Raw genomic sequence first — 14,103 nt, 5'->3', positions numbered from 1 at the left:
GCCCCAACCGCCGCCGCCGGCGCGCCGTGCCGCAACGGAACGTGAGGGCCTATGTTCCACGGGTTCTCTCGACCCCGTTCCGGAGAAACGCCCGATGCGCATTGTTGCCGCTGCTTTCACCGGCGTACTGGCCGGCATTGCTCTGACTGTCGGAGCCGGGCCGGCCGTCGCCCAGGAGCCGGCGCGGGGGCTGCTCGATCCGCCCCTCATGGATGACAGTCCCGGCATGCGCGTGTACGCCGCCTCGTGCGCGGAGTGTCATTCCGGGCAGCGCACGGTGCGCGCCCCGGGCCTCACCACGCTCGGCGCGATGACGCCCCGGGCGGTCCTCAGTTCGCTGGAGGGCGGCCGCATGCGCCGACACGGCGAGGATCTCACACCCGACGAGCGCCGCGCCGTGGCGGAGTGGCTCACCGGCCGGACGCTGGTCGAGACCCGCCTCCCATCCTCCGCCTTCTGCGCGAGCTCGCCGCGGGCGGAGGGCGTCGTGCACTGGTCGGGCTGGGGCGGCGGCGGCGGCGAGACGGGCTTCGCGGATGCGGCCCGCGCGGGATTCGCGGCTGCGGACCTGCCGAACCTCGAACTCGCCTGGGCCTTCGGCTTCCCGGACGTGAGCGAGGTGCGCTCGAAACCGGCGGTGATCGACGACCGGATCATCGTCGGCTCGGCGTACGGCGAGGTGTATTCCATCGACCTGGAGAGCGGTTGCGTGCACTGGGTGTTCTCGGGCGACGCGGCGGTGCGCGGCGCGATCGCGATCGGCGACGGCCCCGACGGCGGGCAGTCCGCCTTCTTCGCCGACTTCGCCACGAACGTGTACGCGATCGACGCGACGACCGGCGCCCTCCACTGGCGGGCCGCGGCCGGGACCCACCCGGATCACGTCGTCACGGGGAGCGCGACCGTCCACGAGGGCCGCGTCTTCGTCCCCCTCTCCTCGATGGAGATCATCAGCGCCGGCGACCCGACCTACGAGTGCTGCACATCCAGCGGAGGCGTCGCCGCCTTCTCGGCGGAGACGGGCGAACCGCTCTGGGAGTTCCGGACCGTGGCCGAGGAACCGCGACACACGGGAGAGAACGAGGCCGGGACCCGGCTCTTCGCGCCCTCCGGGGCGCCCGTGTGGTCGAGCCCGACGGTCGACGCCGCGCGAGGCCTCCTTTACATCGGGACCGGCGAGAACTACACGCGGCCGACGACGGGCGGGAGCGACGCGATCACCGCGCTCGACATGGAGACGGGCGAGGGCCGCTGGACCTTCCAGGGGCGCGCCGACGACGCCTGGAACATGTCCTGCCTTTCGCCCCGCTTCCAGAACTGTCCCGCGCCGACGGGGCCGGACCACGACTTCGGGATGGCTCCGATCATCGTCACCGCCGAGGACGGCTCCCAGCTCCTCATCGCCGGGCAGAAATCCGGCATGGTGTGGGCCCTGGATCCCGACTCGGAAGGCGAACTCGTGTGGGCGCGCCGGGTCGGGAGGGGGAGCTCGCTCGGTGGCATCCACTGGGGTCTCACGTCCGACGGACGTCGGGCCTACGTGCCGAACGTCGACAACCCGTTCGCGATCATCTCGGACCCGCGTTCCGGTGCCCCCACGCAGATGAACGCGGAGGAGCCGCCCACCCCCGGCGTCTACGCCCTGGAACTCGCCGGCGGAGAAGTCCTCTGGCACGCTCCCCCCGATCCGTCCGTGTGCGCGGGCCGCGCGGGTTGCATGCCCTTCTTCTCCGCGGCACCCACCGCGATCGAAGGGGCGGTGCTTGCCGGGAGCCTGGACGGCCACCTGCGCGCCTTCTCGACGGAGGACGGCTCCGTTCTCTGGGATATCGACACTGCGCGCGAGTTCGAGACCGTAAACGGCGTGCCGGGCCGGGGCGGCGCCCTCGACGGCCCCGGACCCGTCGTCGCGCGCGGCTACGTCCTCGTCAACTCGGGATACGATCTTTTCGGCCAAATGCCCGGAAACCTTCTTCTCGCCTACCGGCTGCCTCGCTAGGCAGCCGGATCCGCTCCAGGAGGCTCGCGATGCGCGTTCGCTTCTCGTCCCTGTTCTCGTCGGTCGCGGCCTTCAGCGTCCACAGCGCCGTCGTACCGGCCCCGCTCGCCTCGCAGGAGGGACGGCCGCTCGAACTCGCGGACTACTACCGGTTGAAGGACGCGGGGAGCCCGGCCCTCTCGCCCGATGGTTCGCGCGTGGCCTACGTCGTGACGACGGTCCTCGAGGAGGAGAACCGCCGCCACAGCGAGATCCGGCTGGCGAACGCCGACGGCTCCGGGGAGGCCACGCGGGTGACGAGCCCGAGCTTCAGCGCCTCCTCGCCCCGCTGGACGCCGGATGGGCGCCACCTCGTCTTCACGTCGAACCGGCCGGACCCGGGCGGGTCGGGCGCCGGGAGCACGTGGTTCCTCCGCATGGACCGGCCGGCGGGGGAGGCGTTTCAACTCGAGGGACTCGGCGGTTCTCCCGTCTTCAGCCCGGACGGCCGCTGGATCGCCTTCACCCGGCCCACGCCGCCCGGGCCGCCACCGGAGCCGTCCTACGCCTCCGACTTCGAGCGCCGCACGGTCGAGCGCTTCGACGGACGCGAGTACGACTGGATGAACTACCGCTTCGACCGGCGCGGCTATCTCCCGGATCCGCGCGACCCGAACGCGACGCCTCCCCGCGAGGTCTACCTGCTGTCGGCGGAGGGGGGAGAAGCGCGGCGGCTCACGGAACTCGGCTTCGACGCCTCCGGGCTCGCCTGGAGTCCCGACGGCCGACGGCTCGCGTTCACCGCGGACGCGCACCAGCGCGATGAACACTCGTACGAGCGGTCGGATCTCTGGGTCGTCGACCTCGATGGCGACGTGAACCGGCTCACGGACGACGGATACAACTACTCCTCCCCCGCGTGGTCCGCCGACGGCGCGCGGCTCGTGGTCCGGGGCAACGAAGGCCTCGACATCATCATCGCGGAGGCGCGCGACCGCGGGGCGCCGAACGACCTGTTCGTATTCGACGCGGAGAGCGGGACGCGGCTCCGCAACCTCACTGCGGAGTGGGACCTCATCCCCGGCGGACCCACCGTGAGCGCGGACGGCGGGCACGTCTACTTCTCCGCCGGGATTCGCGGCAACACGCACCTCTTCCGCGTCGCCGAGGGAGGGGGGGCGGTCGAGCAGGTGACGGCGGGGGACCGCCGGCTCGGGAGCTTCTCCTTCTCGGGGGATTTCTCGCGCGTCGCGTTCCGAGCCACGGCGCCGACGGAACCGGGGGATGTCTGGGTCGCGGACGTGGGGGCGGACGCGGATGACGAGGTGCGGCTGAGCGAGGTGAATCGCGACCTGCTCGCCGAGATCGCACTGTCGAGCCCGGAACGGCTCTCGTTCCGGAGTCCGGATGGGACGGAGGTCGAAGGGTGGATGCTGCCGGGGCGCGGGTACGCCGCCGGGCAGGGCGGATTCCCGCTGGTCCTGCAGATGCACGGCGGACCGCACGGCGCCTACGGCAACACGTTCTCGTTCGACCAGCAGCTCCTCGCGGCGCAGGGCTACATGGTCCTGTTCACCAACCCGCGGGCCTCGACCGGATACGGCGAGGACTTCCGCTGGGGGACCTGGGGCGGCTGGGGCTTCAACGACTACGACGACGTGATGGCGGGTGTCGACCACGCGATCGAGACGTACGACATCGACACCGCGCGCATGGGCGTGACCGGGTATTCCTACGGGGGATACCTCACGAACTGGGTCATCACGCAGACGGATCGCTTCGCCGCCGCCATCGCCGGGGCTTCGATCTCCAACTGGGTCAGCGACTACGCCGTCGCGGACATCCCCCGCACGAAGGAGAGCGAGTTCTATGGGCCGCCGTGGGAGGAGCGAGGTCTGGAGAACCTGCTGCGTTCCTCCCCCATCATCCACGCGAAGGGCGTGACGACGCCGACCCTCTTCGTCCACGGGGAATCGGACCACCGGGTGCCGATCGAGGAGGCCGAGCAGATGTACGTGGCGCTGCGGAAGCAGCAGGTGCCCGCGAAGTTCGTGCGCTATCCCGACTCCTACCACGGGGGATGGACCCCGTGGCGCATGGTGCACCGGATGTGGGTCCAACTCGAATGGTGGGAACAGTGGCTTCGTCCGTCCGCGACGTCCGACCAATGAGCCCGGCCGCGAGTCGTTCCGCGCGCCGCTCGGCGGGCCGATCCGTACGTGGCCGCCCGTTCGCGCGCCTCGCCGTCGTCCTGGTGCTGGCGGCGTGCCAGGCGGAGCCGGATCTCTCGCCGGAGCGCTGGGCCGCCGACTACGAGCGGTTCATGGAGGCGCAACTCGTGGACCGGACGGAGGCCGGCGTCGCCACCGGCGAGAACGGAGCGGTCACCGTCGCCTACAACGGGCTCGCGGCGCGCGCCGGACTGGAGGCGCTGAAGCAAGGAGGGAACGCGATCGACGCCGCGATGACGACCTCGCTCATGCAGGTCGCGCTCACCGCGGGCGCGCCGATCAGCTACTTCGGCATCCTGTCGCTCGTCTACTACGACGCGGGCACGGACCGGGTCTTCACGATGAACGCCGAGTGGAACACGGTGCTCGGCGAGTACGATCCCGCGAACATCCCCGGCGGCATCGATCTGTCGTCTCCCGACGGGATGTACGGGACCGAGGTCAGCGGGCGCACGGCGCTCGTGGGTGGGTTCATGAAGGGGGTCGGGGCGGCGCATGAGCGTTTCGGACGGCTCCCGTGGGCGGAGATCTTCAAGCCCTCGATCCACGTCGCCGAGCAGGGCTTCCCCATCTCGAAGAAGGTGGAGGGCTACTGGGAGGGGCGGGCCGCGGATCTCGCGCGACTTCCGGAGACGAAGGCGACGTTCCTGAGGGGGGATGGCTCTCCGTACGTCGAGGGGGACGTCCTGCGCCAGCCCGCGCTGGCGGCGACGCTGCGCGCGGTGGCCGAGCAGGGGACCGGCTACATGTACGGCGGGCCGTGGGCCGAGAAGGCGGCGGCCGCGATCCAGGCCGACGGGGGTCGGATGACCGTCGAGGACCTCGCGGCCTACAAGGTCATCTGGGACGAGCCGCTCGTGGCGGACCTTGGGGAGGGCTGGGAGCTGTACACGAACCCTCCCCCGAACGGTGGCGGCGTGACGATGATCGAGGCGCAGCGGCTCGCGGCGGCTTCCGGGCTGCTCGACGCGGGCCACTGGACGGAATCGCCGGAGGCCCTGCGGACCGCGCTCGACGTGACCCGCGCCTCGCTGCTCGGTTTCGTACCGCCAGAGGTGGCCGCGTCGATCGTCGGCGGCGAGTTCACGCCGGAGGCGCGCGTCACGCCGGATCACGCTGACCGGCTCTGGAACGTCATGCAGGCCGGGCTGCCGTTCGGCACCTGGGTGCCGCGCGGCCCCGGCCACTCCGATGACGTGGTTGCCATCGACGGCGAAGGCAACATCGCCGCGATCACGCACAGCATCAACGCGGTCCTGTGGGGCAAGACGGCGATCGTCGTGGACGGGATCACGATCGGCGACCCCGCCTCCTTCCAGCAGGCGCAGATCGCCCGGCTCGAACCGGGGTCGCGGCTGCCGGCGCCCACTCAGACGGGAATCCTGTTCCGCGACGGGCGGCCCGTGCTCGGCTTCGCCTCGATGGGATCCGGCCTCCACCACCGGACCTTCCAGGGGTTGCTGAATTTTATGCGCTTCAGGATGACGGTGGACGAGGCGATCGATACGCCCGATTTCTTCATGCCGAACTCGGACCCGTCGACCGGAGCCCTCACGTTCCGTGTGCCGGGCGGGAGGTTCCCGCCGGAGGTTCTCGACGGGACCGGGTACGCGTACGAGGAGATCTACCCCCTGGAGGCCCGCTTCGGCGGCGAAGGGTTGTGGGTCGCGATCCAGCGCGATCCCGACACGGGGGCGCTGCGCGCCGCATCCCACAACCGCAACAACAGCGCCGCGGTAGCCTGGTGACACCGCGCCGGCGGATCCCCGCGGCGGGTGTATTGGCGATGGCGCTCTTCGCCGCCTGCGCGACGGGCCGCGGTCCGGAAGCGATGCCGTCGGCGGCGATCGCATCGCCGTCCGCTGCGCCCGCCACCCCCTCTCCCGTCGCGCCCGCGACGCCTTTCGTCGAAACGGGCGCCCCGATGGCGGCGACGACCGCGGAAACGGCGTCCGGGACGGTGCTCTTCAACGATTCCCACTTTCATCTCCTGAACTACGTCCAGCGCGGCCCGGCGGCGCGGGAGTTCTTGGAGATGACGGACGGGCGGGTGGGACGCGTGGCCATGTTCGGCATCCCGCTGCAGCAGAAGTGGGACTACTTCCTGTCGGGAGACCGGGCACCGGACTACTACCTGCGGTCGAACGCGGACCTGTACTACTACTCGTTCGTGGACGCGGTCATCGCCCGCGAGTACCTGTCGCTGCCCGAGGCGGAGCGCGGCCGGGTCGATCCGATGATCACGGGCTTCAATCCGACGGACATGTACTCCGCGGACCACATCGAGCGCGTCCTGCTCACCTTCCCCGGCGTGTTCGCGGGCATCGGCGAGTTCAGCATCCACAAGGAGTTCGTGTCGTCGAAGGTGTCCGGCCACGCGGCGAGCCTCCGCAACCCCGCCCTGGACCGCATCCTCGACACCGCCGCGGAGATCGGGCTCGTCGTCATCCTCCACTGCGACATCGACAACGTTCGCCCGGGCGATCCGCCGGACTTCGCCGCCGAGTTGCTGGAGCTGTTCGCCGACCACCCGGACGCGACGATCATCTGGGCGCACACCGGCCTCGGCCGCTTCATCGCCCCCGCTGAGGGGCATGTCGCCGGGCTCGACCGCATGCTCGCCGACCCCCTCTACGACCACATCGCTCTCGACATCTCGTGGGACGAGGTGGCGAAGTACGTCGTGCGCGACGAGGCGAGCCTCAAGGCCTGGACCGCGCTCATCGAACGCCACCCGACGCGGTTCCTCTTCGGCACCGACGCCGTCGCGCCCACCGACTGGGACGCCTATGTGCGTAACCATGCGGTGTATGCGCCGCTGTGGCAGCGCCTCGACCCCGCGGTCCGGGCTCAGGTCGAACGGCTCAACTACGAGCGCATCTTCGACGCCGCGATCCCCCGCGTCCGCGCCTGGGAAGAGCGCCGACTCACTGGCCGTAACGGAAGCTGAGCTCGATCCCAAACCGTTTTTCGGCCGTGCCTTGACGCGCAGTGCTGCACCGTGCGATTTCGGAGTCGCTTCTTCCGTCTTGCGACTCAAATCGGAACCCGGATCAAAGGACCCGTCATGGTTGTGACAACGCCGACACCGCGCTGGCGCCGCTGGCTGCGGGAGGCGCGCGAGGTGTACGAGGGGCTGTACATCGCCCCCTACCGCGCGACGATCCACCGCGAGTACCTGCGGCAGCACGACGCGTTCATGCTGATGGGGTTCTCGGATCTCCTCGGCGTGCCGAACCCGGTCCAGTTCTACATGCTCGAACTGTATCCGTCGCTCATCGAGGAATTTCACGAGTGGCACGTCCGGGTCGGAATGGAGCGCGGGCCCGAAGGCGGCTTCCGCTGTTGCTGAGCAACGAGGGTTCGCGGCGGGCCGCGACGCCGTCCGGGGCGGCACCGCGCGGGCGTACGCGGGCCCCGCTGCCGTTCCCCGACCGGCCCGTCCTTTTCTTCGGCGGCAAGGGTGGGGTGGGGAAGACCACGATGGCGGCGGCCGCCGCGCTCGACATGGCGGCGCGGGGGCACCGGACGCTCCTCGTGTCCACGGACCCGGCGCACTCCACCGCGGACGTGCTTCAGGCTGAGCTGGGAGACCGGCCGCGGCGGGTCGCCGACGGCTGCTGGGCCATGGAGGTGGACCCGGAGCGCGAGGCCGACCGCTACATCGACGCGGTCAAGGAGCGCGTCGCGTCCGCGGCCCCGCCCCGCCTCCTGGGCGAGGTCTACCGGCAGATCGACATCGCCCGCGTCTCCCCCGGCGCCGCGGAGTCTGCCCTCTTCGACCGTTTCACCCGCATCCTCGAGGACGAGGGCGGCGACTACGACCGGGTCGTCTTCGACACCGCCCCGACGGGACAGACGCTCCGGCTTCTCTCTCTCCCCGAGTTGATGGCGACGTGGATCAGCGGACTCATCCAGCGGCGCAAGAAGATCGGTGCTTTGGCGCAGATGTGGAAGAACGTCGCGGGCTCCGAGGAGGTCCCGACGCCGGAGAACGACCCTCTGCTCGGGGCGCTGGAGGCGCGGCGCGACCGCTTCCGCGCGGCGCGGCGAATCCTGACCGACCGCCGGCGGACCGCGTTCGTCTTCGTCGTGATTCCCGAGCGCCTGCCGATCTGGGAAACGGAGAAGGCGGTCGAGGCCCTCGCGAAACACGACGTCCCGGTAGGGGCCATCGTCGTGAACCAGGTGCTCCCGGCGCCGGCCGCCGGCGCGGGCGACGATCCGTTCCTCGCCGCGCGGCGGGAACGTCAGGCCGCCTATCTTGCGAGGATCTCGCAGTCTCTCGGAGATTGGCCCGTCCTCCGCGTCGCCCTCCTCGACTCCGATCCGGTGGGGGTGGACGCTCTGAGGCGGATTCCCGTAGAACGCTAGTCGATGCCTGAAACGGACTGCTGGGAGGTAACACGATGAGCGCGATCGTCCTGCTGGTGATTGGTCTCTCGGCGTTCCTGACCGGAGTTCTCATCTACTCGCGCTTCATCGCCGGCAAGATCTTCAAGCTCGACCCCGACTTCGTCACGCCCGCGCACGAGTTCAAGGACGGCGTAGACTACGTGCCGACGAACAAGCATGTGCTCTTCGGGCACCACTTCACGTCGGTGGCGGGGGCGGCGCCCATCGTGGGACCCGCGATCGCCGTCATCTGGGGCTGGCTGCCCGCGTTCCTGTGGGTCGTGCTCGGGACGGTCTTCGCCGGGGCGGTGCACGACTTCAGCGCGCTGTGGATCTCGACCCGCCACAAGGGACGGTCGATCGGGACGCTCACGGAGTCGATCCTCGGCCAGCGCGCCCGCGTCCTCTTCCTCCTCATCATCTTTTTTCTGCTCCTGATGGTGAACGCGGTCTTCGCCGTGATCATCGCGAACCTGTTCATGGCGAACCCCGGCGCCGTGGTTCCGGTGTGGGGCTCGCTCGTCATCGCGCTCATCGTCGGCTTCCTCATCTACCGCACGGGGACGGGGATCCTCATTCCGTCGCTGGGGGCGCTGGCAACGCTGTACGTGCTCATCTGGTTCGGGCAGGACATGCCCTTCACGCTGCCCGACTTCATCGGCTTCAGCCCGACCGAGGCGCAACTCGCCGCGGCGGAAGGCGATGTGGCCGCGGCGGGAGAGGCGGCAGCGGCCGATGGGCGCCGCGTGGGATGGATCGCTATCCTCTTCTCCTACACCTTCGTCGCCTCGGTCCTCCCCGTGTGGCTGCTCCTGCAGCCGCGCGACTACGTGAACGGGCACCAGCTCTTCGTCGCGCTCGGGATCATCAGCCTCGCCGTGCTCGTGGTGAACCCGGAGGTCGTGGCGCCCACGGTGAACACGGAACTGCCCGCCGACACGCCGGGCTGGCTGCCGCTCCTCTTCATCACGATCGCTTGCGGGGCGATCAGCGGCTTCCACGGCCTCGTCGCCTCGGGCACCTCATCCAAGCAGTTGGGGAAGGAGACGGACGCGCGCTACGTGGGCTACGGCGGGGCGATCGGGGAGGGAACGCTCGCCCTCACCTCGATCATCGCGTGTACGGCCGGCTTCGCGATCTACCTCAGCCGGGACGTGGGGGCGGCGCAGGGTCTTGTCCTCTGGCAGGAGCACTACAGCAGCTTCGAGGCGGCAACGGCCGGCGCCACGACCGCGTTCGTCAACGGCGTGGGCGTGCTTGCGGCCGGTATCGGGATCCCCGAGAGCGTGGCGGTGATCTTCGCCTCCGTCGTCGTGATCAGCTTCGCGGCGACGACGCTGGATACCGCCATCCGGCTGCAGCGCTACATCATCAGCGAACTCGGCGTCGAGTACAACGTGAAGGCGATCCAGAACCGCTGGGTGGCGACCGCGATCGCCGTTATCAGTTGCGCGGTCCTGGCGCTCTCCGCGGACCGCGGCGCCGGCGGCATGATGATCTGGCCGCTGTTCGGCACGACGAACCAGCTCCTGGCCGGCCTCACGCTCCTCATCGTGTCGCTCTTCCTGATGCGGCAGGGGCGCCCCTTCTGGGTGACGATGATCCCGATGGGCTTCCTGCTGCTGATGACGACGTGGGCGATGGTCATCAACCTCGACCGCTTCTTCGGCACGAACCAGTGGCTGCTGCTCGTGATCGGAGCCGCGATCTTCATCCTCGAGATCTGGCTCCTGCTGGAGGGTGCCGCCGCTATCCGCAGAGTCCGCGCGGGAAGAGCCCAGGCGTGACCGACGGGCTCTTCCGTCAGGCGGCGAGGATATCGCGGATGATCGCTTCGTGATGGCGGTGGTGGAGGTGGAGGAAGCGTAGCCACTCGGCGGGCGTGAAATGGCCGAGCACGTGATGCGGGAGCGTGAGCCGGCACGCGTCCAGTTCCGCCAGTCGCGGTTCGAGATCCGTCGCGAGCCCGCTTAGCGCCTCGAAACCCGCCCGAAGATCGGCGCCTTCCAGACCAGCAGGCAGCGTGAAGTCGGGGGCCGGGCCCCGGCCGCGCGGGATCGAGCCGTGCGCCAGGAGCGTCACGCCGATCTCACGCGCGGACTGTTCCCTCGTCGCCGGGTTCGGTCGGGCCAGCGCCTCTACGACCCAATCCAGCACGATCCGGTCGGAGAGCAGCAGGTGCTCCAAGTGATCCTGGACGCTCCACGCCGAGATGTCGGGGGCGGAAACGCCCAGCCGGTCAGCGTCGGCGGCTCGTTCGAGGCAGCGGCGGATTCCGGAGCGGATCCCGGCGAGGGAGTCCAGGGCGGTGTAGGAATCCGTAGGTGGCTTCACGACTCGGGCGACCAGCGGGGTCGGCCGCCCGGGGATGGGCGGCCGGCCCCTGACCACGTCTCCTACCAGTTCATGGCGAGGTTGAGGGTCACGCTGTTCGCCGGACCCGAACCCGCGCCGTAGTCGTTGCGGCCTCCCTCGACGTTGAGCCAGAGGCCCGAGCCGACGTTGAGACGCCCGCCCATGTGGTAGCCATACAGGCTCCGCCCCGATGCGTGGAGCGGCATCAGCGCGAACGGACCCGGGGACCGACCCGCGCCGAAGTGCCCCGCGCCCGGCTGCTCCGACAGGACCAGTCTAGCGTACGGCGTGAAGGTGCCCCGGCCCGCCAGCGCGTCAACGCCGTATCCGATCTCCGCATCCAGCCGGCGGCTGCCGAGACCGTAGCCGTACCCGTTCGGCGTCAGGCCGGTCGCGCCCTGCGCCCAGAGCTGGGCCAGGCCGCTCGCCGTCGACCCCCAGGAAGGACTCGCGCGGAGCGACAGCCCCCGTCCCGCTCCCTGCGGGTTCAGGGTGATGGATCCGCCGAGGCCCCACTCCTCGTATTGGCTCTGTTCGTGCGCCACGAGCTTGCGCCCGTGCACGGAGATCGTGAGACCCCGCTCCAGGTCGAGGAAGGCGAGACCGCCCCCCAGCTCCATCCCGAAGCCGGTGTCCACATCGCCCCCGTCGCGTCTCATGCCGACCCGCAGGTTCGGCTGGATCATCTCTCCCGACGAGAGCGTGTAGCCCCTCGAGGCGTCGAGCATCACGCGCGCGCGACTCACGTCGGTCGTGAGTTCGCTCCGACCCTCGACCTCCTCGGAGTTCACCTGCGCGACAAAGCCATCCGCCCGCAGCGAGAGCTTGAAGTCGGCCGGATCACCGGCCCCCATCAGGTCACCCTGCGCCCCCAGTCCCACCATGCGCATTGAGATGTCGCTGGAGGGCTCCTGTTCTCCGCTTCCGGAGATGTCGAGGCGGCCGAACCCGTATCCGAGTGCGCCCCAGAGGGAGAGGCGGTCGCTGAGTGCGAGCCGTGCGTAGGGGAAGGCGCTGGTCAGGTTTGTCGACACATCGCCCGCGTCATCATCCCCGGCCCGTCCCAGATCGAATCCGCCCGACCCCAGACTGTGGGACACGGCGAGCCCGGCGAGTACCGATCCGAGCCTGTAGTCGGCGCCAAGCGCGGCGGTGACGATTTCGCCGCGACCGGACCCACCGCCCTCGCGGGCCGAGAAGCGCGTCAACTCTCCCGCGCCCCAGAGCGAATAGTCGCCGCCGCCCCCCGCATCCTGCCCGGGTGAGATCCGGAAGGAGGTCTCGCCGAGGAGTCCGCCCACGGATGTCGGGAGGAACGACGTCGGCGCCATACCGCCCGTGCGGGAAGCTGCGGGCGCGAGGGCGTTGAGACCGCCGAACACACCGCCCCGCCCTCGCAGCGCGGCGAGGTCGACCGTGCGCCCGCCGACCGTCACCTGATCGGGTCCATCGGACGCCTGCAACACGCGGTTGCCGATCATCTCCATGGCCTGGCTCGCCACCGAACGGCCGAACCGGTTGAGCCAGTCGGCCGCGGCCATCTCCGCCTCGGCGGTGGAGAAGTTCCGATAGAAACCCGCACCCACGATGAACTCGACGCCCTGGTAGATGGGGAGGTCGCTCTTGAAGGAGACAGCGTAACTCACCTTGGGGGTTCCCGTATCCTCATCCCCCTGTATCGTCGGATCGTCCCAGAAATACTCGACGAACCCCCCGCCCCCCTGGGCGGCGGCGATGACTTCCCTGACGAACGGCTTCCCCCGGGAGTCCGTGTTGTCGATAGCCGTCCGGCCTTCACGCCAGGGGTCGGCGCCGTGAAAGATCGCATAACCCTCGGGAGTGAGAACGAACAGATAGATCGGGCCGGACTTGAACGGGCCGCCCTCCTCCCGCATCAAGGCCTTCCATTCGGTCGCGCGCTCGAACCCGACTTGCCCGACGAGCTCGATCAGCCAGTCGAGAGAGCCATGCACGAACTGCCTGAGGCTCTCCCGATCCACCACGTCGGCGGCGGTGACCTCCGGAAGCGGGACGGAAGGGAGCGGCTGCCCGGCGCCCGACAGGTCCTGGTAGTACCCTCCGACCACGACCAGATCCGTTCCCGCCACCTGGGAATGGTACTGAAGGGCGTAGCTGTCCTTGCAGCGGGCGTCGTCCGGATCCTGCGGGTCGTCCCAGCACCACTCCACGAAACCGCCCCCGGCCGCGCCGGCGGCGAGCAGCTGCTGGACGACCCTGGTCCCGTTCTCGTCCGCCACATCGAAGACGTTCGTGCCATCCATGTGGGGGTCTTCGCCGTGGATGAACACCTGTCCATCGGGGGTCATGAAGATCAGGTACATGTTCCCCACGTTGTAGTCGCTGCCCTCCGTTCTCACCGCCTGGATGAGTCGGGACCCTTCGTTGATGTCGGTGATGGCGGCGGAGACGGCTGTCGCCCAGGTCACGAACCCCTTCAGGGTCTCGCGGTCGACCACCTCGCCGGCGGTGACCTTCGGCACCTGTGCGCTCGCGGGACGCGCCCGGAGCCCGACCACGGCCAGGCCCAGCAGAGCCAGGAGCATCACGGAAGACGTCCGGTTTCGCATGGCGACCATTCCTTCCCCGGGTGGAGAGGGCGAATCAGGGGTCGAGGTCGACCTCGATCTCCACCGCATCCACATTATCGGCGGTCAGTTCGTCTTCGCCGGTCGGCATGCCGTTGATCTTGAACATGTAGGCAACGACATCGACGTACTGCTCGGCTGGCAGCCCGCCCGGATTGTCCTCCGGCATCGTGGCCACGATCTCGTCCACGAGGTCCTTTACGGACGCCCCGACCCACGACTGGATGAACGGCCCTCCGAAGTCCTCCTCGAAGTGACATTCCGCGCAGATGTTCCAGAAGACGTCTTCGCCGCGCGTGGCCTGTTCCTCGCTGAACACGCCCTGGGTCGTGTTGGCCGCGGCCGCCGCCTCTTCGGCCTCTCCGTCCTCGCCGCCCTCCTCCTGGCCCGCGAGGCTGGAGGCGCCGAGGATGACCGCGACCGCCGCCATCCGGACCGACCCGCGGATCGCTCTCCACGGGGCGCTGGTCGGAAGATGGTTCGAGATGTGGTTCGATATGCGCATCGGGATTCCCCTGCGTTGAACGGTGCGAGAACG

At 69.5% G+C, this 14,103-nt stretch carries 10 protein-coding genes; 7 read left to right on the top strand and 3 right to left on the bottom strand.

Going from position 1 to position 14,103, the window contains the following annotated elements:
• The first annotated feature begins 94 nt into the window (after positions 1 to 94).
• The 7 genes from RN729_RS07420 to RN729_RS07390 all read left to right on the top strand — a co-directional run bounded on the left by RN729_RS07420 (position 95) and on the right by RN729_RS07390 (position 10,391).
• Positions 95 to 1,999 (top strand): PQQ-binding-like beta-propeller repeat protein, encoded by a 1,905-nt coding sequence (locus tag RN729_RS07420; RefSeq protein ID WP_310783247.1) that lies wholly within the window; start codon positions 95 to 97, stop codon positions 1,997 to 1,999.
• A gap of 29 nt (positions 2,000 to 2,028) precedes the next feature.
• Entirely contained in the window at positions 2,029 to 4,149 is a 2,121-nt protein-coding gene (locus tag RN729_RS07415; protein ID WP_310783245.1) for a S9 family peptidase, read from the top strand.
• On the top strand, positions 4,146 to 5,957 hold the full coding sequence (locus RN729_RS07410) for a gamma-glutamyltransferase (RefSeq protein ID WP_310783243.1): 1,812 nt from the start codon (positions 4,146 to 4,148) through the stop codon (positions 5,955 to 5,957). The genes RN729_RS07415 and RN729_RS07410 overlap by 4 nt, the downstream gene beginning before the upstream one ends.
• Positions 5,954 to 7,159: an amidohydrolase family protein gene (locus RN729_RS07405; RefSeq protein WP_310783241.1), complete on the top strand. Its 1,206-nt coding sequence runs from the start codon at positions 5,954 to 5,956 to the stop codon at positions 7,157 to 7,159. Before RN729_RS07410 ends, RN729_RS07405 begins: the two co-directional genes overlap by 4 nt.
• A 123-nt stretch (positions 7,160 to 7,282) precedes the next feature.
• Complete coding sequence (locus RN729_RS07400; RefSeq protein WP_310783239.1) at positions 7,283 to 7,561, top strand: cory-CC-star protein; 279 nt, start codon at positions 7,283 to 7,285, stop codon at positions 7,559 to 7,561.
• Positions 7,555 to 8,583, top strand: coding sequence for a TRC40/GET3/ArsA family transport-energizing ATPase (locus RN729_RS07395; RefSeq protein WP_310783237.1), 1,029 nt, complete (start codon positions 7,555 to 7,557; stop codon positions 8,581 to 8,583). Before RN729_RS07400 ends, RN729_RS07395 begins: the two co-directional genes overlap by 7 nt.
• Positions 8,584 to 8,618: 35 nt before the next feature.
• Positions 8,619 to 10,391 (top strand): carbon starvation protein A, encoded by a 1,773-nt coding sequence (locus tag RN729_RS07390; RefSeq protein ID WP_310783235.1) that lies wholly within the window; start codon positions 8,619 to 8,621, stop codon positions 10,389 to 10,391.
• Between the two features lie 16 nt (positions 10,392 to 10,407).
• Here RN729_RS07390 and RN729_RS07385 read toward each other — a convergent pair whose 3' ends face one another.
• The 3 genes from RN729_RS07385 to RN729_RS07375 all read right to left on the bottom strand — a co-directional run bounded on the left by RN729_RS07385 (position 10,408) and on the right by RN729_RS07375 (position 14,070).
• Positions 10,408 to 10,938 (bottom strand): DinB family protein, encoded by a 531-nt coding sequence (locus tag RN729_RS07385; RefSeq protein WP_310783233.1) that lies wholly within the window; start codon positions 10,936 to 10,938, stop codon positions 10,408 to 10,410.
• Between the two features lie 62 nt (positions 10,939 to 11,000).
• Positions 11,001 to 13,547 (bottom strand): cache domain-containing protein, encoded by a 2,547-nt coding sequence (locus RN729_RS07380; RefSeq protein ID WP_310783230.1) that lies wholly within the window; start codon positions 13,545 to 13,547, stop codon positions 11,001 to 11,003.
• A gap of 34 nt (positions 13,548 to 13,581) precedes the next feature.
• Positions 13,582 to 14,070 carry a cytochrome c gene (locus tag RN729_RS07375; RefSeq protein ID WP_310783228.1) on the bottom strand — a complete coding sequence of 163 codons (489 nt, stop codon included), beginning with the start codon at positions 14,068 to 14,070 and terminating at the stop codon, positions 13,582 to 13,584.
• Between the last annotated feature and the right edge of the window lie 33 nt (positions 14,071 to 14,103).

Origin of the sequence: Candidatus Palauibacter polyketidifaciens (assembly GCF_947581785.1) — a bacterium.
Lineage (GTDB): Bacteria > Gemmatimonadota > Gemmatimonadetes > Palauibacterales > Palauibacteraceae > Palauibacter > Palauibacter polyketidifaciens.
This window is presented reverse-complemented; position numbering and strand designations above follow the sequence as displayed.